21 protein-coding genes and 1 pseudogene are annotated in these 22007 nt (G+C 71.4%); 9 read left to right on the forward strand and 13 right to left on the reverse strand.

Going from position 1 to position 22007, the window contains the following annotated elements; all coding sequences use genetic code 11:
- The first annotated feature begins 21 nt into the window (after window positions 1-21).
- Complete coding sequence (locus IEZ19_RS00215; RefSeq protein ID WP_189308883.1) at window positions 22-804, forward strand: Fpg/Nei family DNA glycosylase; 783 nt, start codon at window positions 22-24, stop codon at window positions 802-804.
- Here IEZ19_RS00215 and IEZ19_RS00220 read toward each other — a convergent pair.
- Together IEZ19_RS00220 and IEZ19_RS00225 are read right to left on the reverse strand one after the other, a co-directional pair.
- Window positions 692-2125 (reverse strand): P-type ATPase actuator domain-containing protein, encoded by a 1434-nt coding sequence (locus IEZ19_RS00220; RefSeq protein ID WP_189308884.1) that lies wholly within the window; start codon window positions 2123-2125, stop codon window positions 692-694. The two genes, IEZ19_RS00215 and IEZ19_RS00220, sit on opposite strands and share 113 nt — an antisense overlap.
- Window positions 2126-2643: 518 nt before the next feature.
- The gene (locus IEZ19_RS00225; protein ID WP_189308885.1) at window positions 2644-3258 is read right to left on the reverse strand and encodes a hypothetical protein; all 615 of its coding nucleotides are present in this window, start codon (window positions 3256-3258) and stop codon (window positions 2644-2646) included.
- Between the two features lie 159 nt (window positions 3259-3417).
- Here IEZ19_RS00225 and IEZ19_RS00230 point away from each other — a divergent pair, with 159 nt between their 5' ends.
- The gene (locus IEZ19_RS00230) at window positions 3418-3765 is read left to right on the forward strand and encodes a hypothetical protein (RefSeq protein WP_189308886.1); all 348 of its coding nucleotides are present in this window, start codon (window positions 3418-3420) and stop codon (window positions 3763-3765) included.
- A gap of 51 nt (window positions 3766-3816) precedes the next feature.
- Here the strand turns inward: IEZ19_RS00230 and IEZ19_RS00235 are convergent, their stop codons facing one another.
- Complete coding sequence (locus tag IEZ19_RS00235; RefSeq protein WP_189308887.1) at window positions 3817-3954, reverse strand: hypothetical protein; 138 nt, start codon at window positions 3952-3954, stop codon at window positions 3817-3819.
- Between the two features lie 297 nt (window positions 3955-4251).
- On the opposite strand from IEZ19_RS00235, the gene ligD reads away from it, so the two are divergent.
- Window positions 4252-5178 (forward strand): non-homologous end-joining DNA ligase, encoded by a 927-nt coding sequence (gene ligD, locus IEZ19_RS00240; RefSeq protein WP_189308888.1) that lies wholly within the window; start codon window positions 4252-4254, stop codon window positions 5176-5178.
- A 100-nt stretch (window positions 5179-5278) separates the two neighbouring features.
- Here ligD and polX read toward each other — a convergent pair whose 3' ends face one another.
- Window positions 5279-7039 (reverse strand): DNA polymerase/3'-5' exonuclease PolX, encoded by a 1761-nt coding sequence (gene polX, locus IEZ19_RS00245; RefSeq protein WP_189308889.1) that lies wholly within the window; start codon window positions 7037-7039, stop codon window positions 5279-5281.
- A gap of 263 nt (window positions 7040-7302) precedes the next feature.
- Between polX and IEZ19_RS00250 the strand changes: the two genes are divergently transcribed.
- Together IEZ19_RS00250 and IEZ19_RS00255 are read left to right on the forward strand one after the other, a co-directional pair.
- On the forward strand, window positions 7303-7722 hold the full coding sequence (locus IEZ19_RS00250) for a CBS domain-containing protein (RefSeq protein ID WP_189308890.1): 420 nt from the start codon (window positions 7303-7305) through the stop codon (window positions 7720-7722).
- 199 nt (window positions 7723-7921) lie between these two features.
- Window positions 7922-8785, forward strand: a complete 864-nt coding sequence (locus IEZ19_RS00255) for a cation diffusion facilitator family transporter (protein WP_229839830.1) — start codon at window positions 7922-7924, stop codon at window positions 8783-8785.
- A gap of 171 nt (window positions 8786-8956) precedes the next feature.
- Here IEZ19_RS00255 and IEZ19_RS00260 read toward each other — a convergent pair whose 3' ends face one another.
- A complete protein-coding gene (locus IEZ19_RS00260) occupies window positions 8957-9184 on the reverse strand; it encodes a DUF6458 family protein (protein WP_189308891.1) in 228 nt (75 codons plus the stop codon).
- A 193-nt stretch (window positions 9185-9377) separates the two neighbouring features.
- On the reverse strand, window positions 9378-10289 hold the full coding sequence (locus IEZ19_RS00265; protein ID WP_189308892.1) for a DMT family transporter: 912 nt from the start codon (window positions 10287-10289) through the stop codon (window positions 9378-9380).
- Window positions 10290-10631: 342 nt separating this feature from the next.
- Here IEZ19_RS00265 and IEZ19_RS00270 point away from each other — a divergent pair, with 342 nt between their 5' ends.
- Entirely contained in the window at window positions 10632-11693 is a 1062-nt protein-coding gene (locus tag IEZ19_RS00270; protein WP_189309461.1) for an MGDG synthase family glycosyltransferase, read from the forward strand.
- Window positions 11694-11752: 59 nt separating this feature from the next.
- Here the strand turns inward: IEZ19_RS00270 and IEZ19_RS00275 are convergent, their stop codons facing one another.
- The 4 genes from IEZ19_RS00275 to IEZ19_RS00290 all read right to left on the reverse strand — a co-directional run bounded on the left by IEZ19_RS00275 (window position 11753) and on the right by IEZ19_RS00290 (window position 15590).
- Entirely contained in the window at window positions 11753-12571 is an 819-nt protein-coding gene (locus IEZ19_RS00275; protein ID WP_189308893.1) for a polysaccharide deacetylase family protein, read from the reverse strand.
- 81 nt (window positions 12572-12652) lie between these two features.
- Entirely contained in the window at window positions 12653-13459 is an 807-nt protein-coding gene (locus tag IEZ19_RS00280; protein ID WP_189308894.1) for an SDR family NAD(P)-dependent oxidoreductase, read from the reverse strand.
- Window positions 13460-13728: 269 nt separating this feature from the next.
- Complete coding sequence (locus IEZ19_RS00285; protein ID WP_189308895.1) at window positions 13729-14871, reverse strand: CapA family protein; 1143 nt, start codon at window positions 14869-14871, stop codon at window positions 13729-13731.
- A gap of 377 nt (window positions 14872-15248) precedes the next feature.
- The gene (locus tag IEZ19_RS00290) at window positions 15249-15590 is read right to left on the reverse strand and encodes a VOC family protein (RefSeq protein ID WP_189308896.1); all 342 of its coding nucleotides are present in this window, start codon (window positions 15588-15590) and stop codon (window positions 15249-15251) included.
- Between the two features lie 83 nt (window positions 15591-15673).
- Between IEZ19_RS00290 and IEZ19_RS00295 the strand changes: the two genes are divergently transcribed.
- Window positions 15674-15898 (forward strand): hypothetical protein, encoded by a 225-nt coding sequence (locus IEZ19_RS00295; protein WP_189308897.1) that lies wholly within the window; start codon window positions 15674-15676, stop codon window positions 15896-15898.
- Window positions 15899-16098: 200 nt separating this feature from the next.
- Complete coding sequence (locus tag IEZ19_RS00300; RefSeq protein WP_189308898.1) at window positions 16099-17304, forward strand: MFS transporter; 1206 nt, start codon at window positions 16099-16101, stop codon at window positions 17302-17304.
- A 76-nt stretch (window positions 17305-17380) separates the two neighbouring features.
- Here IEZ19_RS00300 and IEZ19_RS00305 read toward each other — a convergent pair whose 3' ends face one another.
- Complete coding sequence (locus IEZ19_RS00305; protein WP_189308899.1) at window positions 17381-18037, reverse strand: TOPRIM nucleotidyl transferase/hydrolase domain-containing protein; 657 nt, start codon at window positions 18035-18037, stop codon at window positions 17381-17383.
- Window positions 18038-18223: 186 nt separating this feature from the next.
- Here IEZ19_RS00305 and IEZ19_RS00310 point away from each other — a divergent pair.
- Window positions 18224-18848, forward strand: a pseudogene (locus tag IEZ19_RS00310) (DinB family protein); the annotation flags it as partial.
- Window positions 18849-19319: 471 nt separating this feature from the next.
- Here IEZ19_RS00310 and IEZ19_RS00315 read toward each other — a convergent pair.
- Both IEZ19_RS00315 and IEZ19_RS00320 read right to left on the reverse strand, forming a co-directional pair.
- Entirely contained in the window at window positions 19320-19964 is a 645-nt protein-coding gene (locus IEZ19_RS00315; RefSeq protein ID WP_189308900.1) for a phospholipase domain-containing protein, read from the reverse strand.
- 414 nt (window positions 19965-20378) lie between these two features.
- Complete coding sequence (locus IEZ19_RS00320; RefSeq protein ID WP_189308901.1) at window positions 20379-22007, reverse strand: phosphodiester glycosidase family protein; 1629 nt, start codon at window positions 22005-22007, stop codon at window positions 20379-20381.

The following is a 22007-nucleotide window of genomic DNA, read 5'->3' on the forward strand; positions in this document are numbered from 1 at the left end:
GGTGTGCACCGGGAGGAACGCATGCCGGAGCTGCCTGATGTCGAAGGCTTCCGCGAGGTGATGAACTCGTGTGGCCGTGGACGACGCGTCCGACAGCTCGACGTGCGGGACACAGGCGTACTGCGCGGCGTCACCGCGAAGCGCCTTCGCCGGGAGGTCGAGGGGCGGCGGCTCGGACCACCGCGCCGCCACGGCAAGTTGCTGATCGTCCCGGTGGACGACGGCCCGGTCCTCATCTGGCACTTCGGCATGACCGGAGCACTGCTGTGTGCCTCCTCGGACGACCCACTGGAGGCCCATGACAGGGTCGTCCTCACGCTCGATGGTGATCAGCAGCTGCGCTACCGCGACCAGCGCAAGCTGCAGGGCGTACGGCTCGCCGAGGGGTCGGCAGCGGTGGAGCGCATCCTGGCCGCGCTGGGGCCCGACGCCCTCGACATGGAGCGCCGGGATCTCGGGGCGCTGCTCGCCGGGCGGCGAGGCGCCGTCAAGGCCGTACTGATGGATCAGTCCGCCGTCGCCGGGCTCGGAAACCTTCTCAGCGACGAGATTCTCTGGCGTGCCCGCGTAGCCCCCGCACGACCGGCGCGAGACCTCAGCGACGTCGAGGTCCGGCATGTGTTCACAGCGATGCGGCGGGTGCTCGCCACTTCCCTGCGCGCCACATGCGTGCCAGCACGGCGCACGTGGCTCACCGGCCACCGCGACGACCACGAACCGACCTGCCCGCGCTGCGGCGGACGGCTGCGCTCGCGCCGTATCTCCGGCCGCCGTACCGTCTGGTGCCCACACTGCCAGCGCTGACGCGCCGGTCGGCACCGGTCGCGACGACGACCGCGCGACCACGGCCCGCTGCCACGGTGGTCCCCTCGTAGACCATGGACGTACGGTCCCCGAGGTCAGCGGCCAGAACGGGGGCCACGCTCTTGGCCACCGGCACCGACTCGCCGGTCAGCGCGGACTCGTCGACTTCCAGGTGGTGGCCCTCCATCAGGCGCCCGTCGGCCGGTACCACGTCCCCCGGGTTGAGGTTGACGACGTCGCCCACGGCCAGTTCCTCGGCGGGGGCGACAACCTCCTCCCCGTCCCGCACCACGTTGGCCATCACGGCCGACTCCCGTCGCAGTCGGGCGACCGCACGATCGGTCCGGTACCGCTGGAAACCGCCGAAGAGCCCCGACCCGGCGGTGACCGCCACGATGACGACGGTGTCGAGAACGGCACCCACGGACGCCGACATGGCCGCCCCGGCGCCGAGGACGGGCGTCAGCGGGTTCGCCATCTCGGACAGATAGGTCCGACCCAGCGATGTCGTCGGGGCGGTGACACCGCTGGTCGTGGCCCGCGCCCGCGCCTCCTCGGCCGTGAGGCCCTCTTCACTGCCACCGGCCCTGGCGGGTGCGGTGGCCGGGTCCATGGCATGCCACGGGTGCCTGGGCGTGGGCAGCGGCGGGGGGCGCCGCAGCAGCCGTACCGCCTCCCACACGCCGGCCACGGTGCCCACTGCGGCGGCCGTGTTGAACGCCGTCACGCCTCGGGCGGCGGACCGCCGTCCCCGTCCGGCCAGTACCGCCGTCGAACCGACCACGGCCGCGGCCTGGGCGAGCCGCACACCCACCCGTGCGATCTCCCGGGCGGTGCGGCAGGCCTCCACGATCACCACGGCCGACGCCAGGTCGCCGTCCAGGTACAGATCCGCACTCCAGGGCGGTCTCTCCTGCGGGTCGGCGAAGCCGACGCCGACGTCGGCGGCCCGCAGCGCACGCCGGTCGTGCGAGATCAGCAGGACGCCGTCGCCGTCGCGCTGGAGGGCCCGTACGGACTCGACCAGCAGGCCCTTCCCCTCACCGACCGCGTCGGCCTCCCGCACCGACGCGTCGGCGGTGTGCGCACCCGCGGTCACCACCCTGAGCCCCGCCGCGTGGGCGGCCGGTACGAAGGCGCTCGCGGCGTCGTGCATCTCCGGCTGTACGGAGACCACGGCGAGCAGGCGCTGTCCGCGCGCCAGGCCCAGCACGAGCCGTGCGCCCTCCCGCTGCAGGCGCTCCCGGGCCCGCCTGCCGGTACGTCCCCGCAGCGTCAGACGCTCGACCGGCCCCAGCTCCCACTCCCCTTCGCCCCGCACGCGTTCGGGGGCAGCGCCGTCGAAGAGGCGGTGGGCCGTCGCGGCGAATTCGCCCGCGGGCGCGTCCTCGTCCAGGGCGACCAGATCGGCCGGCCGATGGGCCCCGGTGCACGTCCGTGTCCAGCACCACCGTGCCGATCCGGTCGAGTCTGCGCAGCGCCCCAGGGTCCGCCACGACGACGCTCCGGAGAGCCAGGCCTCGCCCCAGAGCGCAGGCGAAGCCCTCGCGCGCCAGCAGCGGTGCCTTCGGGAGCCGTCAGCGCTGCCCCGACCGCCCGCCCGGGGCGCCTGGTGACCAGCATCGAGCCGCCGAACGACGCCGCCGCCACGGCGAGTGCCTGGTCGGCGTACCGCTCGACCGGTCCCGGCCTCAGGGGCGTCTCGCGGGGAGGTGGCTCCGCCCCCGCGCCATGGGCGGCCGCCGTGGCGCGGCCGGCCAGACGCGGCTCGGCCGCGGCCCAGGCGGTGGTCTCGGCAGCGGCCTCCATCGCGCGCAGGGCGTGCCGCAGCGTGTCCACTCAAGCCCCGGCGAGACCGCCGGAGCCCGCCTGGCCGAACGCGGTGAGCGAGGCCAGGAGCAGTCCGGCGTTGTCGGCGCCGACCGCCCGCTCCACGAGACGCCGCAGCCGCGGATGGGTGTCGACGAGCGGGGCCAGCGCCGCGAGGCGTGCGGGGACGGGGGTACGGCCCGTCAGACCGGCCAGGGCCGCCACGGGTGCAGCCGCCACGTGGAGGGCCGCGGCCGCGGCGGAACGACGGACCTGCCCGCCCGACGCCGGATGCTCGGGCAGCGGGTGTGTGATGCCATGGGCCTCCTCCACGGCTTCGACCGCCTCGGTCAAGGCGTCCACCACCGCTGTGGTCTCGCACCCGGCCTCGGTGCCGACGACGGCGTGACCGAGCACGGTGTTGACCACCGCCCACTCGACCGCCGGCACGGCGGTCAAGCGCTGCTCGACGTCCCCGGCCGGCTTCTCCGCAGAGGACTCCGGGAGGTCACCGGGGCACAGACCCCGTACGGCGATGTGCGCGCGGTGCCCGAAGACCCGAACGCGGGCCTGGGCCTCGTTCCGTCGCACACCGGCCGCGCAGGAGACCGCGGCCCGCAGCAGTCCCCTTCCCGGCAGTGTCACAGCGCATCACCAGCTCCCTGGGACCACCCTCACTCCGCGTGCGCGATCAGGCAGGAATCCCGGGTTTGCAGGGCAACACTTTCCATGCGTGCATGCCACCGGCGCGCGAGAATTGAAGAGGCACACCACACCGACTCCGACGAAGGAAGGAGGAGGGGGATGGCCAGGACAACGGAGAGAACCCGGCAGGAAGCTCAGGCGGGCGATGGCGCAGGCATGCACCTGCACATGCGCACACTGCATCCTCCGGTCCCGATTCCGTACCTCACCAAGGAAGAGATGACGAACACGGCCCGAGCGGCGACGGCACGGCTACCCGGGACACCCGCCGCCAAGGACCTCGTTTTCTACGGAGGCCTCGGAGCACTGGCCGTGGCAGGGGCGCTGGAGTGGCCGGTCGCCCTTGCCGTCGGCGGAGCCACCTGGCTGGTGCGCAGCGGACGGAGGCAGCAGAAGGAGACGCACGAAGGGCAGGAAAAGCGGCCTCGAGTGCCCGGAGGCAGGTAGGCCACACCCCGATGGCGCGCGGTGGCGTGAGCGCTGCCGGGCGCCCGGAGCTTAGGAGGCGACCGGCGCGAAGGCCGTACGCAACGACTGCGAACAAGCGGACCACAGCTGCCACACGAGGCGCAGAACGATCGCCTCGACGAGCGCAACGGCGATCTTCGTGGCTACGGCTGCCAGTATCTCGGCCATGTTGGCTGACTTTCTGTACTCGGATACGGGTGTCTGAAATCTGACAATCCAGATCTTTTCTGCACCACGGGAGGCCCTCGGGCATATTTTCAACGGCGCCGAGATGAACATGCGGTTTTGGGTGGCCTGGCGGAGTTCTGCGGTACTCGATCCGTTCCGGGCCTGATCACGCCCCTCCCGTCAAGAAAGGGTGGACCGGATGCCTGTCTCCCCGGCCGCGACGGATCTGCTCGGCCGTGTGCCGACCGACGAGCGGGCCGCGTTGCGGCGAGCGCCTCGGCCCGAACGGCCCAGCCGATGCTCGCCACACTGACGGAGCATTACTTCTCCGACGCCGCGTGGATATTCGAGCGCAAGCTCGACGGGGAACGGTGTCTGGGATTCCACGACGGATCCCGCACGGGCCTGCTGTCCCGCAGCGGCCAGTCCCTCTCCGACACCGATCCCGAGATCACGGAGGCACTCGATCGGCAGGGGTGCCACGACTTCGTCGTGGACGGCGAGATGGTGGCCTTCGAGGGCACCCGGACCAGCTTCGCGCGGCTCCAGCAGCGCATCGGCATTCATGACGCGGACCGGGCGCGGGCCAGCCAGGTGGCCGTGACGTACTACGTGTCCGACGTGCTGTACCTGGCGGGACACGACGTCACCGGGCTCCCGCTGCGCACCCGTAAGGCCCTGCTGCGACGCGCTCCGGACTTCTCCTCACCGCTGCGTTTCACTCCGCACCGCAATGCCGACGGCGAGGCGTACTTCCGTCAGGCGTGCGAGCGGGGGTGGGAAGGGCTCATCGCCAAGCGCGCGGACAGCCGTTACGAGCGGCGCCGCTCGAGGAACCGGCTGAAGTTCAAGTGCGGCCGGCGCCAGGAACCGGTGATCGGCGGATTCACCGATCCCGCAGGCAGCCGCACCGGCTTCGGCGCGTTGCTGGTCGGCTACTACGACGCAGGACGGCTCGTGTACGCGGGCAAGGCCGGTACCGGCTACGACCGCAGGAGTCTTGAAGGGCTGCGCGCACGGTTGGACCGTCTGGAACGCAGCCACCCCCCGTTCGCGAACGGCCCCCGCGAGCGCGGCGCCCACTGGACGCAGCCGCAGCTCGTGGCCGAGATCGGGTTCACGAAGTGGACGGGCGACGGGAAGCTGCGCCACCCGCGGTTCCTCGGGCTGCGCACCGACAAACCCGCGGAGACGGTGGTGCGGGAGCGGCCTGGTGACAGGTGAGGAAGAACTCGCGCTCGTCGAGGCGAAGGACGGAATTCGAGTTCGAGTCTGCCGTACGACCGCCACACCTGGGCTCGGCACGACGACCACGTGCCTCCGGTCAGGGGCGGGACGTGCGCCCCGTCCGCCCCTTGTCCAGGAAATGCCGCAGGCGGGTTTCCGGCCACGTGTTGATCACGTCGTCCTTGGTGAGCCAGCCGCGCTGCGCCGTACCCACGCCGTAGCGCATGTTGGCCAGGTGGAGGACGGAATGAGCGTCGCTGTCGACGGCGAACTTCGCCCCGTACCGCCGGGCCCGCAGGATGTCCTCGTCGCGCAGGTCCAGCCGGTCGGGGTGGGCGTTGATCTCCAGGGCCGTACCAGTGCGCGCGCATGCTGCGAATACCTCGTCGAGGTCGACGTCGAGGGGCGGCCGCTTGCCGATGAGACGGGTGGTGGGGTGGCCGATGATGTTGACGCACGGGTTCTCGCAGGCCCGCACGATCCGCCGGGTCAGCGCCCCGCGGGTCTGGTTGAAGTGCGAGTGCACCGAGGCGACGCACACATCGAAGCCGGCCAGGAACTCCTCGGGCCAGTCGACGTCGCCGTCCGGGTCGATGTTCAGCTCCACACCGTGCAGCAACCGCATGCCCCGCCGTCCGCCCCGCTTGTGGTACGTGCCGTCGAGTTCCCGTACCTGCTCACGCTGGGCGAGTATCCGTTCCTCGGTCATCTGCTGCATGTACAGATTCGGCCCGTGGTCGGTGATCGCGTAATAGGCGTAGCCGCGCTCGGCTGCCGCCTGCGCCATCTCCTCCAGCGGCGCGAGGCCGTCGGTCAGGTCGGTGTGGGTGTGCAGGTCACCCCGTAGGTCGGACTCCCCTACCAGGTCGGGCAGCTCGTCGCGCAGTCCGGCCTCGATCTCTCCGCGGTCCTCCCGCAGGGGCGGCGCGATCCACGGCAACCCGAGCCGGGCGTACACCTCCTCCTCGGTCTCGGAGACGATCTTCTCCCCGCTTTCGACGTCGAACAGGCCGTACTCGGACAGCTTCAGCCCCTCGCGCACGGCCAGCTCCCGCGTGCGGATGTTGTGTGCCTTCGAGCCGGTGAAGTACTGCTGCGCCGCGCCCCAGGAATCGGGCGGTACGACACGCAGATCGACGGCCAGCCCCTTGACGGTGCGTACCGAGGTCTTCGCCCGGCCGTGCGCGATGACCTCCGCGACATAGGGCAGCTCGGTGAAGGCATCCATCAGCCGCCCCGACTTCTGGGCTGCGGCAAGGACGTCGATGTCACCGACCGTCTCGCGTACACGGCGCAGCGACCCGGCGTAGGTGCAGCGACGGCAACCGGTCACGCGGGACAGTTGCCCGACGATGTCGTCGGCCAGGTCCATGGCCACGTCGAGCAGGACACGGTCGCCGGAGGACTGCAGGAGTTCGACGCCGTGCAGGATGTTCTCCTCCGTCCTGGGCCCGAAACCCTTCAGGTCGCGCAGTTTCTCGGCGTGGATCGCGTCGACCAGCTCGTCGACCGAGGAGATGCCCAGTTCTTCATAGACGGCCAACGCCTTCTTGGGACCGAGCGTGGGGATGGCGGTCAGCCGCCGGACGCCGGCCGGAATCTTCGTGCGCACCTCGTCGACCGCGGACACACTGCCGGTGCGGAAGTACTCGGCGACCTTCTCCGCGATCGACTTGCCGACCCCGGGGATCTCCTGCAGCCCCTTGGCATCGAGCGTGGACACATCGGCGTGGTAGCCGCCGATCGCACGGGCGGCCTTCTCGTAGACGCGCGCCTTGTACGCGTCTCCGCCGGTGATCGATATCAGGTCCGCGTACTCCTGGAACAGCGCCGCGACCTCGTCGTTGGACCGAGTCATGCTGTCCGGGTGAGCAGGAACGGACCCGTTCAACCCTTTGGGGACGAAGCGCAGCAGAAACGGTTCCTCGGGCCGCTCCCCATCGTGCCGGCGGGAGCCTTCACCGCTCTGGTGATCAGCGACGACCTGACCGGCGGCGCTCGTCGTCCGCCGGAGCCCGGCGGCCCTTTCGCGTCCCGGTTCGCGGGGGTGTCCCCGGGTACCCGGGGACACCCGAGTACTTCGTACGCGCTCGTAGCGCAGCACACTGGTGGGTGGTGGACATGACTCGGCAGATTCGGGAGATCATGACGCCGGATCCGGTGACGGTGACGGAACAGGCGCCCATAATCGAGGCGGCGCAGCTCATGCGGGAGCGGGGCATCGGTGACGTCATCGTCACAGAGTCCGGCCACCTCCGCGGCGTGGTCACCGACCGTGATCTGGTGATCCGGGCCCTCGCGGACCAGCGCAGCCCCACGTTGACGACCGTCGGACAGGTGTGCAGCAGGGACCTCGTCACCTGCTCGCCGCAAGATGCCGTCGACGACGCGGTGCGGCTCATGCGTGAACACGCCTTGCGACGACTGCCGGTCATCGAGGGTGACGAGGTGGTCGGGACGGTCAGCCTGGGCGACCTGGCCATCGACCGGGATCCGCACTCCGCGCTCGCCGACATCAGTTTCGCGGAGCCGAACCGATAGGCAGGTCCCATCGCTGCGGCGCCGTCGCAGCGAGGGCGCAGCAGAGGCGATCGACGCCGTACGGCGCCGGGGCGGCGTGTCGTCGGCGGTGGGCGCGTCGCCTGCCGACGAACCGCCGCCGCCCGGGTGTCCTGTGGAACCGGCACCAGGCGCGGGGTACCCGTCCGGCGCGACGAACCTCAGGACGGGACGGTACGGCGTGACACCGCAGACGACGGGACAGGGCGGCCGGGAGCGGGACGGCCGGACACGGGTGACGGTCCTGGTCGCGCTCGGCGCCAATGTGGTGATCGCTGCCGCGAAGGCTGCCGCGGGGCTCCTGGCCGCCTCCCCCGCACTGCTGTCCGAGGCCGCGCACTCGGTCGCGGACAGTCTCAACGAGGTGTTCCTGCTGATTGCGCTGCGGCGCAGCCGACGCCCGGCGGACCGCCGTCACCCTTTCGGGTACGGCAAGGAGCGTTACTTCTGGGCGCTGCCGGCCGCAGTGGGGATCTTCGTCACGGGCGGCTGTTTCTCCGTGTACCAAGGGCTGCACGCCCTGCGTTCGGGCGCCCAGGAGTCGCACGACGGCTATGTGGCCGGGCTCGCGGTGCTCGGCGTCGTGCTCGCCGCCGCCGCCGGGATGATCCTGCACCTGGTGACGGGGCAGGTGGTGTGGGAGGCCGCCGCGTCCTTGGGCATAGGTCTCCTGCTCGTGTACGTGGCGTACCGGCTGTCCCGGGAGGCGAGGGACCGGCTGATCGGCGAGGCCGTGGGCCCGGACCTCAGCGACCGGATCAGGTCCTTCCTCGCCTCGCAGGAGGAGATCGACAATATCGCGTCCCTGCTCACGATGCGGCTCGGTCTGGGCTCCGTGCTCGTGGCCGCCCGAGTCGACCTCGCACCGGGTATCGACAGCGAGCGGGTCGAGCCGGCGTGCCTGCGTATCAGGCGACAGCTCACCGAGCAGTGGCCGCAGGCCGACCAGATGTTCCTCGACATCACGGAAGCTCCGAAGGCGAAACGGTACGGAACCGGCCCGAGCCGTGGGCACCGGGTGTCGCACCGTCTGCCGAAGGTGTGACACCACGGACCCCGGCCGCTGAGGGGCTGACAAGTTCGGCCGAGATGTGCCGTGATGGACATCGCCGCGCCGGCGGGCATCCGGGCCACGCGTGCCGCGTCCGCGCGCAACTGCCGTCCCCGTTCTCTCTGTTCCTCGACACGTCTGAGGGGTTCCTCCCCCGGCCCTCGGTCATTCGCGGGTACGGCGGATCTCCCGCTCGTCGACGACCGGGGCGGTCGGCGGGACCATCACCCGGTAGCGGCGCGCGATGTTCGCGAAGACGACGGTGCCGATCAGCCCGACCGCCATCAGAATCACGCCGATCACATCAAGATTGGCCCCCTTCACGTGCCAATCCGTGGCGAACGTGAGAATGGCACCTACAGCCATGAGGATGATGCAGCCACCCAAGCCCATTGATTCTCGCCCTTTCCGTGCGATTGGCTCGTCGACTGCGGGTACCCCGGGCGGGAAGCACCAAGCGGAGCCGATACCCCGAGAGATCGGGGTATCGAGCAGACGGAGGGCCGAGGCAGGCCGTTCCGGACGCGGGTGACACGCCGTCACCGGAGTCCGCGGAGAGGGTTGGGCACCGAACTCCTTTCGCGGGTCACGCATCACGCCGGACATCCTGTGGATCCGCATCCGCCTCGTCCCAGCTGCCGGCCTCGGCCACGACGGGCGATCGGGTCAGGCCCACGATGCCCGTGGCCATGAGGCCGACGCCCACGGCCATGGGCAGCAAGCGCCAGCCCAGCGCGATGTTCTCCCCGAACAGCAGGCCGCCCAGGCAGACGCTGATGAGGGCATCCCCCAATGTCAGGGCGGGTTGGGAGGCGGAGAGGGTCCCGGCCCGCAAGGTCCACTGCAGCAGCAGCACGCTCAGCAGGCCGGTGGCGGCGCCGGCGTAGGTGTGCCAGGTGGTGAGGACCGCTGTGGGCCCCTCCGAGAAGCGTCCGGTCACTTCCTTGATGAGCGCGGCGGTGACCGCGAAGCAGGCGGCGGTCGCGGTACCGAGCGTGGCGGCCTGCAGGGGGCCACGCATGCGCAGTGCGGCTGACAGGAGGAGGGCGACACAACACGCCGACCCGCCCCCGACGGTGAGCCAGCGCAAGTCGCCGGCCTGGTCACCGCCGGGCGACGGGGAAGCGCTGAGCAGGAAGAGCGCCAGCCCGCCGGCGAGCATGACGAAGGACCGCCATGTCCCGGCGCCGGGCCGGTGGCGGAACACTGCCGCGCCGATGAGCAGCGTGAACAGCAGTTCGCTGGCCAGCAGGGGCTGCACCACGGCCAGTTGTCCGGCGTCCAGAGCGATGACCTGGAAGACCGCGGAAAGGATCAAGGCCACCGCGCCGCCCCACCAGTACGGCTGACTCAGGAGCCCCGCGAGACGGGCCGCCGCCGCTTTCACACCGCGGCCGGAGACCCCGTCCGGCTCGACAGCGGCCCGGCGCTGCAGGACCGACGCCGCCGCGTTGGACAGTGCGGACAACAAGGCCATGGCGACGGTGAGCACGTGCATGCGGATGCCTGTCGTTCACGGGAAGGCCCGACCGGCACCACCGTGGACTGGGTGGACGGGCCGTGGGGGGTGGAGCGAACACAGACGTATCCGCCGTACACACGGATAAACATTGCCGTAGCGGCCGCGCATACGGGCGGATCTCGGCCGATGCCGGTTTGGCGGCCGGTGCCGGGGATACCTGTTGCTCACCGCTCGATGCGAGGTGATCATGGCGCATACGTGCCGCTGCCCGTGCCTCCCGGCTCCTTGTCCGATGCCACGCACCGCCATGGTCGCGCGGAGTTCCACCGTGCCGTTGCAGCGCCCGCTGTGAGCCGTCTGCTGGTGGTCAGCGCGAGCATGGGATCGGGGCATGACGCGGTGGCCGACGAACTGGCCCGGCGCCTGCGTGCCGCCGGACACGAGGCAGTACGCGTGGACGTGCTGAAGATGCTGCCCGGAGCCATCGGGGCCGGACTGCGCGGCTTCTACTCCCAGACAGTGCGGCATGTCCCCCTGCTGTATGCGGGAATCTACGCCGCCTTCTTCCGCGACGGTCCTGGCCTGCGGCCGGGCAGCGCGCCACTCGCGGCGCTCGCCGAGGACCGACTGCGTGCGGAGGTGTCGGACGGGCGCGCCGACGCGGTCGTCTCCGTCTTCCACCTCGCCGCCCAGCTGACCGGCCGAATGCGGGCACGCGGGCGGCTACCGGTGCCGAGTGCCGTGGTCGTCACCGACTTCGCCGTCCACCGGCAGTGGCTGCACCCCGGGAACGACCTCAACCTGTGCCTCACCCCGGAGATCGCCCGCGAAGTGCGGCATCGTTCGGGACGGCCGGCACTCGCGTGCGGTCCGCTTCTGCCCGGCCGCTTCGGGCCGCACCCAGCCGGTGAGTCGTACTGGCGGCAACGGCTCACGGCCGAGGACGGGCGGACGCCCGTCCTCCTGTCCGCGGGCGCCTGGGGCGTGGGAAGCCGGCTCGGTGCGACGGCCCGGCTGTTGTCCGGCGCCGGCTACCTGCCGGTCACCCTGTGCGGGAGGAACGAGCGTCTGCACCGCCGGATGTCGAAGGTGCCGGGAACCCTCGCCCTGGGCTGGGTGGACGACATGCCGGGCCTGATCTCGGCCTGCTCCGCGCTGATCGACAACGCCGCGGGCCAGACGGCGCTCGAAGCGCTCGCCGTCGGCGTCCCGGTCGTCGGGTACCGTCCCATTCCCGGCCACGGCGCCGACGGCGTACGCCGGATGGCGTCGCTCGGTCTGACCGATCACGCGACCGGCTCGTGGCAGCTGGTGCAGTGCCTGGACCGCCTCACGTCGGGCGGCCCGGCACCCTGCCACCTTCCCGCCGCCGACCGCCGTCTCTTCCAGGGCGATGTGGTAGGTCCCCTGGAACAACTGGCTGCCGGAAGCAGAATCTGACGGTGTGACGGCGATACCGGGCGGTTGAGCCCCCCGGCTGCTCGCCACCCTGTGCCGGATCAGGGGAGGCCGACGCCCGACCACCTGCTTGTGACACCTGCCGCAACGGCGCGGACGCCGCGTGCCCCTGCCGCCCGGCTCGCGACGCCGTGCTCACCGAGTGGCCCGACTGTCAGGCCGGCCGAGCGGCACGCACCCACCAGCAGGGGCAGGGCGGCCAGCGCCGCCCGCCAGCAGCCCGGCGTCGCGTGGAGATCGGTGTCGTGCAGCAGCACCGTGCCGCCGCCCCGCAGGTCCGGCAGGACGGTCGCCGCCACGGACTCCGCTGTGGCGTGAGCCGTCCAGTCGCGGCCCCAAGCCGTCCACAGGACGGGGCGCAGACCGGTGCGTCGCGCGGCCAGCAGCCGATCGCCGGTCAGGATGCCGTACGGAGGCCGGTACCAGGTGGGGGCGCCACCGGACACCTCCGCCACCGCAAGCGCGGCGCGCGCCAGCCTGCGGGTCTCCCTGACCGGCGCCGGCCGCCAGGGGCGGTTGTGCGTCCAGCCGTGGACCGCCAGTTCGTGACCACCGCGGGCGATGTCGTCGCTCAGCCGACGGTGGCACACGACCTGCTCGCCCACGAGGAAGAACGTGGCACGGACCCCCAGTTCGTCGAGTGCGGCCAGGAAAGCGGGGGTCGAGCGGGGATCGGGCCCGTCGTCGAAGGTGAGGGCCACGTGGTCGGGGCTGCCGACACCGGACAGGGCCGGCAGCCAGGCCCGCCGCGGGCCCGCCAGCCAGCTCGCGGCGGAAACGATGTGAGCTGCGGCGGCGAGCGCCGGGAGGGCGGCCACGCCCGCGGCGGGCAACCGGCCCCGTTCGCCTCCACCCCGCATGTGCGTCTCCCTTCCCGCTCGGACTTCCCGCTCGGAAGCGTCCACCCGTCCGGCGCGGCTGCGCCGTTGACGGCCACCCCCTCAGCCGAAGCGAGCCGCCAGCCTCCGGTACAAAGAGGGCGCGAGGACGCGCATCCCGGTGGGCACCCGTAGCCAGCCGGGTACGAACACCTCGTGCCGTTCCCGGTGGATCGCCGCAACGACCTCGGCAGCCACCCTTTCGGGGGCGATCGGCCGCGGGTGAGTTCGTCGGTAGGGCACGCCTCTCCGCTCGAAGAAGGAAGTGTCCACCGCGCCCGGCACGACGTGTGTCAGCCGCACGCCGGTGCCGTCCAACTCGTACCGCAGCGCATCGGCGAACGCCCCGAGGCCCGCCTTCGCCCCGGAGTACACCGCCTCCTCCCGAACACCGACGCAACCCGCGACGGATCCGATCAGCACCAGTCGGCCTCGGCCCCGCGCAACCATGTGGGGCAGGATCTGCCTGACCAGATGCACCACCGAAGTCAGGTCCACGGTGAGCACGCGGTCCACCTCGCTGTTCGGCATCGAGGTGAAGGGCCCGGCCCAGCCCACTCCGGCCGCGGCGACGAGCAGGTCGATGCCCGGCACGTGCCGCAGAGCCTGGTCGACCAGTTGCCGGGGGCCGTCGGAGTCGGCGAGGTCGCAGGGAATCGCGACACCCGACGTCTCTCGCGCCACCGTGTCCAGCCGGGCACGGTCGCGTCCTGACACCAGAAGGGTCCACCCCTCCTTCGCCAGGGAGCGGGCCACAGACGCCCCGATACCCGATGAGGCTCCCGTCACGAGCGCCACGCCCGTCGTGGGCTCTGTGCCTGACAGCGGGGTGGACGGGGCGGCGTACGCGTCAGCAGTGGCGCGTCCCATACCGGCCTCCTCAAGAGTGTGCTTCGGCGCACGGCGTCGGAGACCGCCGACGGTCCGTGAGCGCGATTTCCCGCCCTTCCCGCACGTCCACGTATAGGACGATGACCCCGACGATCGAGGGGTAGCCGGGGCTCGCTGCTTTCAAACCATCGGCGGCAATCCGCCACCCTCCGACACGTACGAGCACTCGGGTCGGCCCACCGCCACGATGAGTTTGCGAGGCCGGGCATGCGCGGCGGCAGCGCGCACGCCCGGAGCAGTCGCTTTTGTCACGTTCGCTGTCGGCCGTCGCGCGATGGCCGGACGGTGAGGATGTCGTCCGGACCGCGGTCGACCCGTGAGCCGAAGCGGCGGCCGGCCCTGTCCACAGTGGCCCGCAGCCACTCGGCGTCCTCGGCCGAAGCGCGCTCCAGTCGCATCCGCCGCGCCTGGAAGGGCACCATGCGCACGCCGACCGGCACGCCGGCGCCCGGCTCCGCTGCGGCAAGCGTCACCAGGTACAGCAGCCGCAGATCGTCCCGGTAGCGCTCGTAGCCCCGGATCCCCTCGTAGTCGTCGACGAAGTCGCCGCACCCGTACAGGATGAGTTTTCCCCGGTACACCTCGACCGGGCGTGGATGGTGCGAGGAATGCCCATGCACCACGTCCGCGCCGCCGTCGACCAGCGCGTGCGCGAAGCGGACCTCGTCACGGGAGACGCTGAAGCCCCAGTTGGCGCCCCAGTGGATCGACACGACCACGACGTCGCCCGGCCGCTTCGCCTCCTGCAGGCGGCCGGTCAGCTCGGTGGCCGCGGCGACGGACGGCCCGGCCACGAAAGCCACCCCGCTCCGCCGGCCACACGCGGCCCACACGTGCGGTATGCCGCTGGACGACATCCCGCAGGAGAAGACCAGCACGCGCCCGCCGCCCTCCACCGGAACGATCGCCGGCGCCCTCGCCTCCTCCGCGTTCCGGCCCGCGCCCGCCGTCCGCAGCCCTGCGTCCGCCAACGCGGCGAGCGTCTCCTCGAGTCCGGTGCGGCCGAAGTCCAGAACGTGGTTGTTGGCCAGCACGCAGACATCCGGGCGAGCGACGGCGAGACACGGCAGGTTGGCTGGGTTCATGCGGTAGTGAACGCCCTTGCCGGGCATGAAGGAGCCGTCCCGCGTGACGCTGGTCTCCAGGTTGACGATCCGAGCGTCGGGCGCGGCCTCCTCCATGGCCGCAAGCGCCTCGCCCCACGGCCAGCACATCGCCACCGGCCGTGGAATCGGTCCGTTCACCGCTTCGGCCAGGCCGACATAGGCACGGGCATCGTGGAGATAGGCCTCCCGCAACTCCGGGTCACCCGGATGCGGAAGGACCTGATCCACACCCCGGCCCAGCATCACGTCGCCGCACAGGGACAAGGTGACCAGCCCCTCGCCCATCACTCCAGGGTAAACAGCCCACAACCCCCTCACCACACACGCCCCGAGCCCACACCGACCGGCCCATGGGAAGCACCCCGTGGGGTTCCCCATGCGCAACGCCATCGCCCGGGCCGGACGAGCTGCGCACCGGATCCTGCGCAGGCGCGACCCGCGCCGTCGTCCTGGTCCCGGACATCCGGCTCAGAACCGGGGCCCGGATTCCAGTCGGCGGACACCGGGCACGATCCGGTGTCCAGCACGATCAACACACTCCGAAGGCTGCTCGAACCGATCACGGCATCGCGGGCACCCGACCGAGGAAGCGGTGACGGTCGCGGCGACGACGTGCCTGGGCTCCAGAACCCGCGGACCCACCTGCCGGGAGACTGGTCGAGTCAGAGCGGAGCGCCGCCGAAACCGATCTCGTTTCCGTCCGGGTCCTGGTACGTGATCTTGCGCACGCCATTCGAATAGGTCTCGCGGCTCCTGGGCCGCAGGCCCCGATCAGCGATCCCGGTGACGCGGGCGTCGAGGTCGTCGACGAAGACCGTGTGTATGGCATGACCGGCGTGCCCGGGCCGATGCTCGATGTACACATACCGATGCTCGGCCAGCTCCCACACGGCCTCGGTGTCGTTCGGGACGAACGCCGGTGGGGAGCCGAGCAGCCGCTCGTACCAGGCCAGCGCCACTGCGTAGTCGTTCACTGGAATGCCTGCGAAGAGGTCGACGGCCATGGCGCCATGGTAGGTCCCACTGGTTGGACGCTCTCGTTTCCAGTCCTCACCCGTGGCGGCTCAGGTCGTGGAAGAAGTCCTCGATGACGTGGAGTCGTCCGGAGCCGGCGGTTTCGTCGTGGACGTATTTGCCGACGGCGATGGAACTGACCGTGGTGGCCGTCGCCCCGGATCTCGGTGAGCGCTGTCTGGAGACCATCCACCAGGCCAACTGGGTGCAGGACCTGTACGGCGACGACGTCCTCGACACGGAGGCGTCGGCCACGGCGGAATCCGTGTCGGGTGACACGGCCGGAACTTATCTCTGATCGAGATGAGCGACATTCCCAATCATCGCCTCAGGCGGGGAAGCACACGCGGCGGCTCGACGCTGCACACTTCGTGACCGCATCGAGGACGCTGCCGGCCACCGCACCCTGCTTCCGCTCGAGCCGACCTCTCGGTTCGGCCGATCAAGAAGGCGCTCTTGTCCGCATCGTCAAAAATCCGAAGCCTCCGTATGCCCTCGATGGCGAAGACCTCGCACGACGTGCCGGGCAGACTGGTCGCACTCTTCGCCGTCGCCTCCGGTATGACGGTCGCCAACCTGTACTACGCCCAGCCACTGCTGTCCTCGCTGAGCGTCGTCTTTCACGTCAGCGCGGCCACGGCGGGCACCCTGATCACGTTCACCCAGGTCGGGTACGTGATCGGCATGGTCTTTCTGGTCCCGCTGGGCGACCGGCTGGAGAAGCGCAGTCTGATCACCGCCCTTCTGACCATCACCACGCTCGCCCTGGTGGCGGCCGGACTGGCCACCGGCTTCCCCATGCTGCTGATCGCCTCACTCATCAGCGGCGCCACCTCGGTGGTCGCCCAGATCCTGGTGCCGTTCGCCGCGAGCCTCGCTCCCGACCACACTCGCGGCCGCGTGGTCGGCCGGGTGATGAGCGGCCTCCTCGCCGGCATCCTCCTCTCCCGCACACTCAGCAGCCTGGTCTCCGACCTCGCCGGCTGGCGCGTCGTCTTCCTCGGCTCCGCCGCCCTCATGGCGGCCCTCGCCGTGGCCCTGCGCGCGGCCCTGCCGCGGCAGGCACCGACCACCGCCATCCCCTACCATCTCGTGCTGCGCTCCACCGTGCGGCTGATGCGTACGCATCCCGCCCTGGTGCGCCGCGGCCTCTACCAGGCAGCGATGTTCGGCGCGTTCAGCGCCTTCTGGACCACCGTCTCTTTCCTGCTGACCGGTCCCGGCTTCCACTACTCGCCGATCGGAGTCGGCATCTTCGCCCTCGTCGGCGCGGCCGGTGCCGCCATCGCCCCGTTCGCCGGGCACTGGGCCGACCGAGGACTCGTACGGCCCATGACGGGCGTCGCCCTCGCCGTCGCCGCGCTCGCCTTCACGGTCGCGGGATTCGGCCGGCACAGCATCATCCTGATCGCCCTGGCCGCGATCTTCATCGACATGGCCGTACAGACCACACTCATCCTCGGCCAGCACACCGTCTACCAGCTCGACCCCGCCGCCCGCGCCCGCCTCAACAGCGCCTTCATCGCCACGTTCTTCGTCGGCGGCGCGCTCGGAGCCCAGTTCGGATCCGTCGTGTACCACATGGAAGGCTGGACCGGCCTCACCGTCCTGGGCGCCGTCCTCCCCCTGATCGGCCTTCTCTACTGGACCACGGAACGCCGACAGCACCGGTCGGCCAAGTCAGCAGGCACGACGGCCACATAGCCGGAGCCAACGCCCACAGCGCCGCCAAGGCGGCCGAGTGGAGCCTCACCAACGGCGTCGCCCGGCGGCGGTCATGTCAGACGTGTGCGAGGAGGCGCTCCAGCGGCCGGGGAACGCGCTCGAGGTCCAGGTGCGCGACCAGAGCCTGGGCGTAGAGGGCCTTGCGACCGCTGTGCGTGCCCATGAAGCGCCGCAGCTGGTGCTCCACGGGCCGTTCCCGCTGGGCCGGCTGGCCCTGGAAGGTGCGGAAGGGGCGCGTCTCGCCCTGGGCATCGATCACGCGCTGCACGCCCTCGGCGCCCAGAGCGCGTATCAGCTCGTCCTCGAGGTCGGCGACGCACACGTGGAAGCCCAGTGTCTCCAGTCCGGCGCGGGTGAGTCCGGACCCGAGGCCGACCCGCTCCAGATGACGCCGGAAATGCCGTTCCTCGCCGATGTCGCAGAGACCGGCCAGCGGGAGGTCCAGCCCCGGAGGACCGCACACGTCCAGGAAGCGCCCGATGCTCGTCGCACCTCCGAGCGGTACCACGGCCACACCCTCCGCTCCGAGGTCGCGGCCGTATCGCGTGCCCAGTGCTTCGAGCGCGAACTGATCACTGCTCCCCTCGACCAGCACGATCGTCCGCACACCGCCGCCGGCCAGCTCCCGCGCCACTGCGGCGGCCGTATCCGCCCCCGCCCCGCCGGCCGCCCACGCGACCAACGCCAGGCGGAATCGCCTCAACTCGTCCACGAGACCTCGCTTCCCGACGCCATCGTGGCACGGCCGCGATTCCGTGCGCACGCACGTTTTCCGGGGGCGACGGATCAAGGAGCCGGCGCCGGAAATGTGTCGCGCCTCGTGAGGGCGAGCCGTTGGCCTCCGGCTGAGCGGAGCGAGGTACGTGACCGCGAAGGGGGGCGGGCATGGAGACACCGCGTGCGGACGGACCGTCTGGGCCTGCTGCTCGACCAGTTCGACAAGGCCAGGGAGACGGCAGGTACGGCTGACCGGCCTCAGCGACGAGGAATACCTGTGGGAGCCGTGCCCGGTTGCTGGTCGATCCGGCGCCGGAACGAGGTGACGACGCCCAGGGCGTTCGGGCCGGACGTCTGGGTGCTCGATCAAGGCGCCCCGGAGATCCCGGCAGGCGAGTACGCAGAGGTCGCCCGGCAGGCCGCCGACGGCATGACCGTCGCCAGGATCGCCGAGGACTGGAGCGTGAGCGCCGAGCGGGTCGAGCAGGTCCTCGCCCACACGGGTGCGCCAGAGCCCGACGAGGTACCGGTCACGACCATCGCGTGGCGGCGGCACCTGCACTTCTGTTTCGCGGGCGAATGGGAGTGGACCTTCGGTGAGCGGCGGCAGGAGCCGAAGCTGTTGGTCGACTTCACCCCTTCCGCGGACCTGGCGCTCGAGCGGTCCTGGGCGCTGATCGACCGCCGGCGCGACCACGTCGCCACCATCACCGAAGAGCAGCTCGGCACGGTCGGCTTCCCGCTACCCGTACGGCTCCGCGCCCGACGATCCGTTCGTCTCCGTGCTGTGCGGAGCCAACTTCGAGACGCCCGCCCGGATTGACAACTCCCTGCCATTGCCGGGGCGTTGGCCGGGCGAGCCGAACTCGCGGGCCCGGGCGCGAGGATCGGCGGCTCGGCGATCGGGGAGGCGCCGCCTCCGCGGACCCGGTCCCGCGCTCTTTCGCTGACGCCGTGGGGCACGCCGAGCGGGCACCGGAATCTGCGCGCCGACGGTCGCCCAGACCGCCGACCCCGGGCGACAGCACGGGGGCGCGTCCCGAGTCGCGACAAAGCACCGGCCGGGTCGGCACCCCGCCCATCCTTTCCCTCCCCCTGATCGCCCTTCCCCACTGGTCCACAGAACGCCGACAGCGGGGGCCGGCCAAGGCGAGCACGACGGACATGCGACACCGGCCAACTGTGAGGTGCTCACCTTCGGGGCCCCGCCCGTGCTGAAACGCCCCCGGCGGGCTCGCGCACCTTTCGCGAGCCCGCCGGGGGTTGTGGAGTGCGGGTCAGCTGATCCGGCCCGCGTAGCGGTAGCCGTCGGCGGCGGTGACGATCACGTCGTAGTAGCCGTCGCCGTTCGTCGGCCACTCCACGACGGTGGGCGCGCCCTGGTCGGCGTACACCGTCTTGTGACCGCCCTCGAAGTCGTTGGCGGTGAGGGTGAAGCGGACCTGGTCGCGGCCGCCGTTGGACAGCTGCAGCCGCAACGTGCGGTGGCCGGGCACGAGTCCGGCCTTGACCTGCGGGACGGCACCGGCGTTCCGGCCGCCCGGGACGACGGTTCCGGCGAAGGACCGTACGAAGCGGTCCGGGCCGTAGACGCTGAAGGAGTACTTCCCGTCCGTCGTCGCGGTGTCCCACACGTAGCTCTTCGCGCCGTCCTTGGTGACGGTGAACGGCGTCCCCGCGAATTCCCGGTACGCGTCCGGGAACACCTGCATGCTCACGCCCTGCGAGCCCTCGTTGGTGAGGGCCGCGGTGACCTTCCCGCTGGAGCGGTCGACGGTCACGGTGGCGTGCTGCTGGTAGGGAACGGGCCGCACCTTCAGACGACCGGACGGCGGCACCGGCAGCGCCTGCTTCCCGGCGGCCGGGATCGCGTTGGCGATCGACGGCAGGGTCCGGTCGTGCTCCGCGGCTGCGACGAGCACGTCGACCGAGGGGAGTTCGTTCGAGTTCGCCGACGACCGCTACCGTCCCGACATGGTCACGTTCTTCGTCCACGACGAGCGACCTCGCGTCACTCCCGACGCGGGGGACTGAGCCGCCAAGCGGCGTGCCCCACAAGCGCCTGCCCACGATCAGGTCGGTGGAGTCGTGGAACGCCGGGATGCGGTTCAGCGTGCGCACCAAGCCTGCGGGACGGCCGGTTCGGTACAGGGTTCGCGCCCAGGCACTGGACGACACCGGAGGTACGCGAACGGCACACCGGGCGCCGTGTCCTCCGCATCACGCACCCCACCGAGGACCCTGCCGGCCCATCGGCCTGAGATGCCTCGCGCGGAGTCGACGGAGGGCTCCCCGCAATCGTGGCGAGTATTGCGGGGAGCCGTCGTTGAGACCCGTCAGTGGGCCTGGGCGGGCAGCACCTGGATGGTGCCGCCGACCGCCCGCTCGCCCGTCGCGTCCGAAGGCTTGTTGACCAGGACGCCGCCCACAGCCATGGCGGTCGAGCCGCCACCGTCGAGGTTGAGTGCATCCACGGCGCCGAGCGAGCGCATGAAGGCCGCGGCCTCCTGGAGGGTGAAGCCCTCGCTGCCGCCGGACTGACGGCCGTCCACCGTGGCCAGGATCAGCCGGCCCCGGGCGTCGACGCCGGCCATGGTGCGCGGCTGCCGGGTGTTCGCCCAGGCGTAGCCGAAGGAAAGGTCCTGCGGGTCGACCACGCCCTCGGCCGCCGCGTCGATGCTGATGCGGCCGTCACGCACGAGGGTGGGGGCGGCGCTGACGATGCTGTCGTCGCCGTCGAGGGGCACACGCCCGCCCTCCGTGTCGCGGACGACCTCCGACACGCCGATCCGCTGTCCGGTCCCGGCGTGAGCGGTCAGCCAGTCGGCAGCCGATCCGATGCCCTGGAGCACCGTTCCACCGACCGGGACCGTGCCCCCGCGCGCACCCGCCGACACCACACGGCCGGCGCCGTCCAGCACGACCTGCGTGCCGGGTCCGGTGGGCAGCGGCTCCTCGAACGCGTCGGTGAACAGCACCAGATCGTCCGTCGCCTTGCACGTGACGTCCTGCCAGGGCAGCTCGCTCGGGGTCCCGCCCGGACGTCCGCAGTCCCGGATGAGCCCGGGCACCCGGTTGATGCCCTGGGCCTGGTAGCGGGCCGCGCCCGCACGCACCGTGACGGTCGTCGTCAGGTCCGCCACCCGCACGTGCCGGCCGCCGTCGCCGATGATCAGCGACGCCCGCGATCCGGCTGCCATCGACTCCAGCCGCCCGCGGTCCGCGCTGAGGCCCGACTGCGTGCCCTGCACGCCGTCGGCGTTGGAGGTGACGAAGAACCCGGCGTTGACGCCGACCAGGGAGCCGAGCTTCGCCGCGACCGACGACGTGGTCACCCGCTGCGCGACGTTGCCGTCGTGGGTGCCCTCGACCGTGCCGGTGAAGGCGTGCGGATCGATGACCGCGACGTGCACGTTCTCCCGGTCGGCGGGCTGCTCGGCGTCGTAGCCGGTCCAGTCGGCCGAGGTGTGGAAGCCCGCCGCCGTGACCGCCCGGGCGGCGGTCTGGGCGTCCGCCTGGGTGGCGTACGAACCGATCCTCACCCGCACGCCCATGACACCGCGCGGGGTGTCGGCGTAGTCGGGCCAGCGCACCGTCTCCACCCGCGGTTCGAAGCCGCCGGCGCGCAGCTGCTGCGCCGTGGTGTCGGCCCAGGACTGCGGGCCCACCGCCGCCCAGGTCGCGGCGCCGCTGAGGCGGCCGGTGGCCGGGGCCTGAACGGTGACCGTCCAGAACGGCTTGGCAGCAGCGTTGTCGATGGTGGCACTGCGCACCTGCACGCCGGGCGCGACCGTCTGCGTCGTCCACGCGGGGGTGTTCAGGGCCGGGGTGGCCGTCGTGGCGACGGGCGGGGCGGCCTGCGCCGTCTCCCAGATCCCGCCCGAGGTGACGACGGCCAGCACGGCTGCGGTGCTCAGCAGGAGCCGTGCCCGCGCTGCGGACCGGGTGGTGTACTTGTGGATCAT

This window comes from Streptomyces brasiliensis (assembly GCF_014647875.1).
Taxonomy (GTDB): Bacteria; Actinomycetota; Actinomycetes; order Streptomycetales; family Streptomycetaceae; genus Streptomyces; species Streptomyces brasiliensis.

Bases quoted from the DNA above. Each gene is read 5' to 3' on its own strand.
- IEZ19_RS00215 (WP_189308883.1), top strand. From the start codon at position 22: ATGCCGGAGCTGCCTGATGTCGAAGGCTTCCGCGAGGTGATGAACTCG.
- IEZ19_RS00230 (WP_189308886.1), top strand. From the start codon at position 3,418: ATGGCCAGGACAACGGAGAGAACCCGGCAGGAAGCTCAGGCGGGCGAT.
- IEZ19_RS00235 (WP_189308887.1), bottom strand. From the start codon at position 3,954: ATGGCCGAGATACTGGCAGCCGTAGCCACGAAGATCGCCGTTGCGCTC.
- ligD (WP_189308888.1), top strand. From the start codon at position 4,252: ATGCTCGCCACACTGACGGAGCATTACTTCTCCGACGCCGCGTGGATA.
- polX (WP_189308889.1), bottom strand. From the start codon at position 7,039: ATGACTCGGTCCAACGACGAGGTCGCGGCGCTGTTCCAGGAGTACGCG.
- IEZ19_RS00250 (WP_189308890.1), top strand. From the start codon at position 7,303: ATGACTCGGCAGATTCGGGAGATCATGACGCCGGATCCGGTGACGGTG.
- IEZ19_RS00260 (WP_189308891.1), bottom strand. From the start codon at position 9,184: ATGGGCTTGGGTGGCTGCATCATCCTCATGGCTGTAGGTGCCATTCTC.
- IEZ19_RS00265 (WP_189308892.1), bottom strand. From the start codon at position 10,289: ATGCACGTGCTCACCGTCGCCATGGCCTTGTTGTCCGCACTGTCCAAC.
- IEZ19_RS00270 (WP_189309461.1), top strand. From the start codon at position 10,632: ATGGGATCGGGGCATGACGCGGTGGCCGACGAACTGGCCCGGCGCCTG.
- IEZ19_RS00275 (WP_189308893.1), bottom strand. From the start codon at position 12,571: ATGCGGGGTGGAGGCGAACGGGGCCGGTTGCCCGCCGCGGGCGTGGCC.
- IEZ19_RS00280 (WP_189308894.1), bottom strand. From the start codon at position 13,459: ATGGGACGCGCCACTGCTGACGCGTACGCCGCCCCGTCCACCCCGCTG.
- IEZ19_RS00285 (WP_189308895.1), bottom strand. From the start codon at position 14,871: ATGGGCGAGGGGCTGGTCACCTTGTCCCTGTGCGGCGACGTGATGCTG.
- IEZ19_RS00290 (WP_189308896.1), bottom strand. From the start codon at position 15,590: ATGGCCGTCGACCTCTTCGCAGGCATTCCAGTGAACGACTACGCAGTG.
- IEZ19_RS00295 (WP_189308897.1), top strand. From the start codon at position 15,674: ATGACGTGGAGTCGTCCGGAGCCGGCGGTTTCGTCGTGGACGTATTTG.
- IEZ19_RS00300 (WP_189308898.1), top strand. From the start codon at position 16,099: ATGGCGAAGACCTCGCACGACGTGCCGGGCAGACTGGTCGCACTCTTC.
- IEZ19_RS00320 (WP_189308901.1), bottom strand. From the start codon at position 22,007: ATGATCCACAAGTACACCACCCGGTCCGCAGCGCGGGCACGGCTCCTG.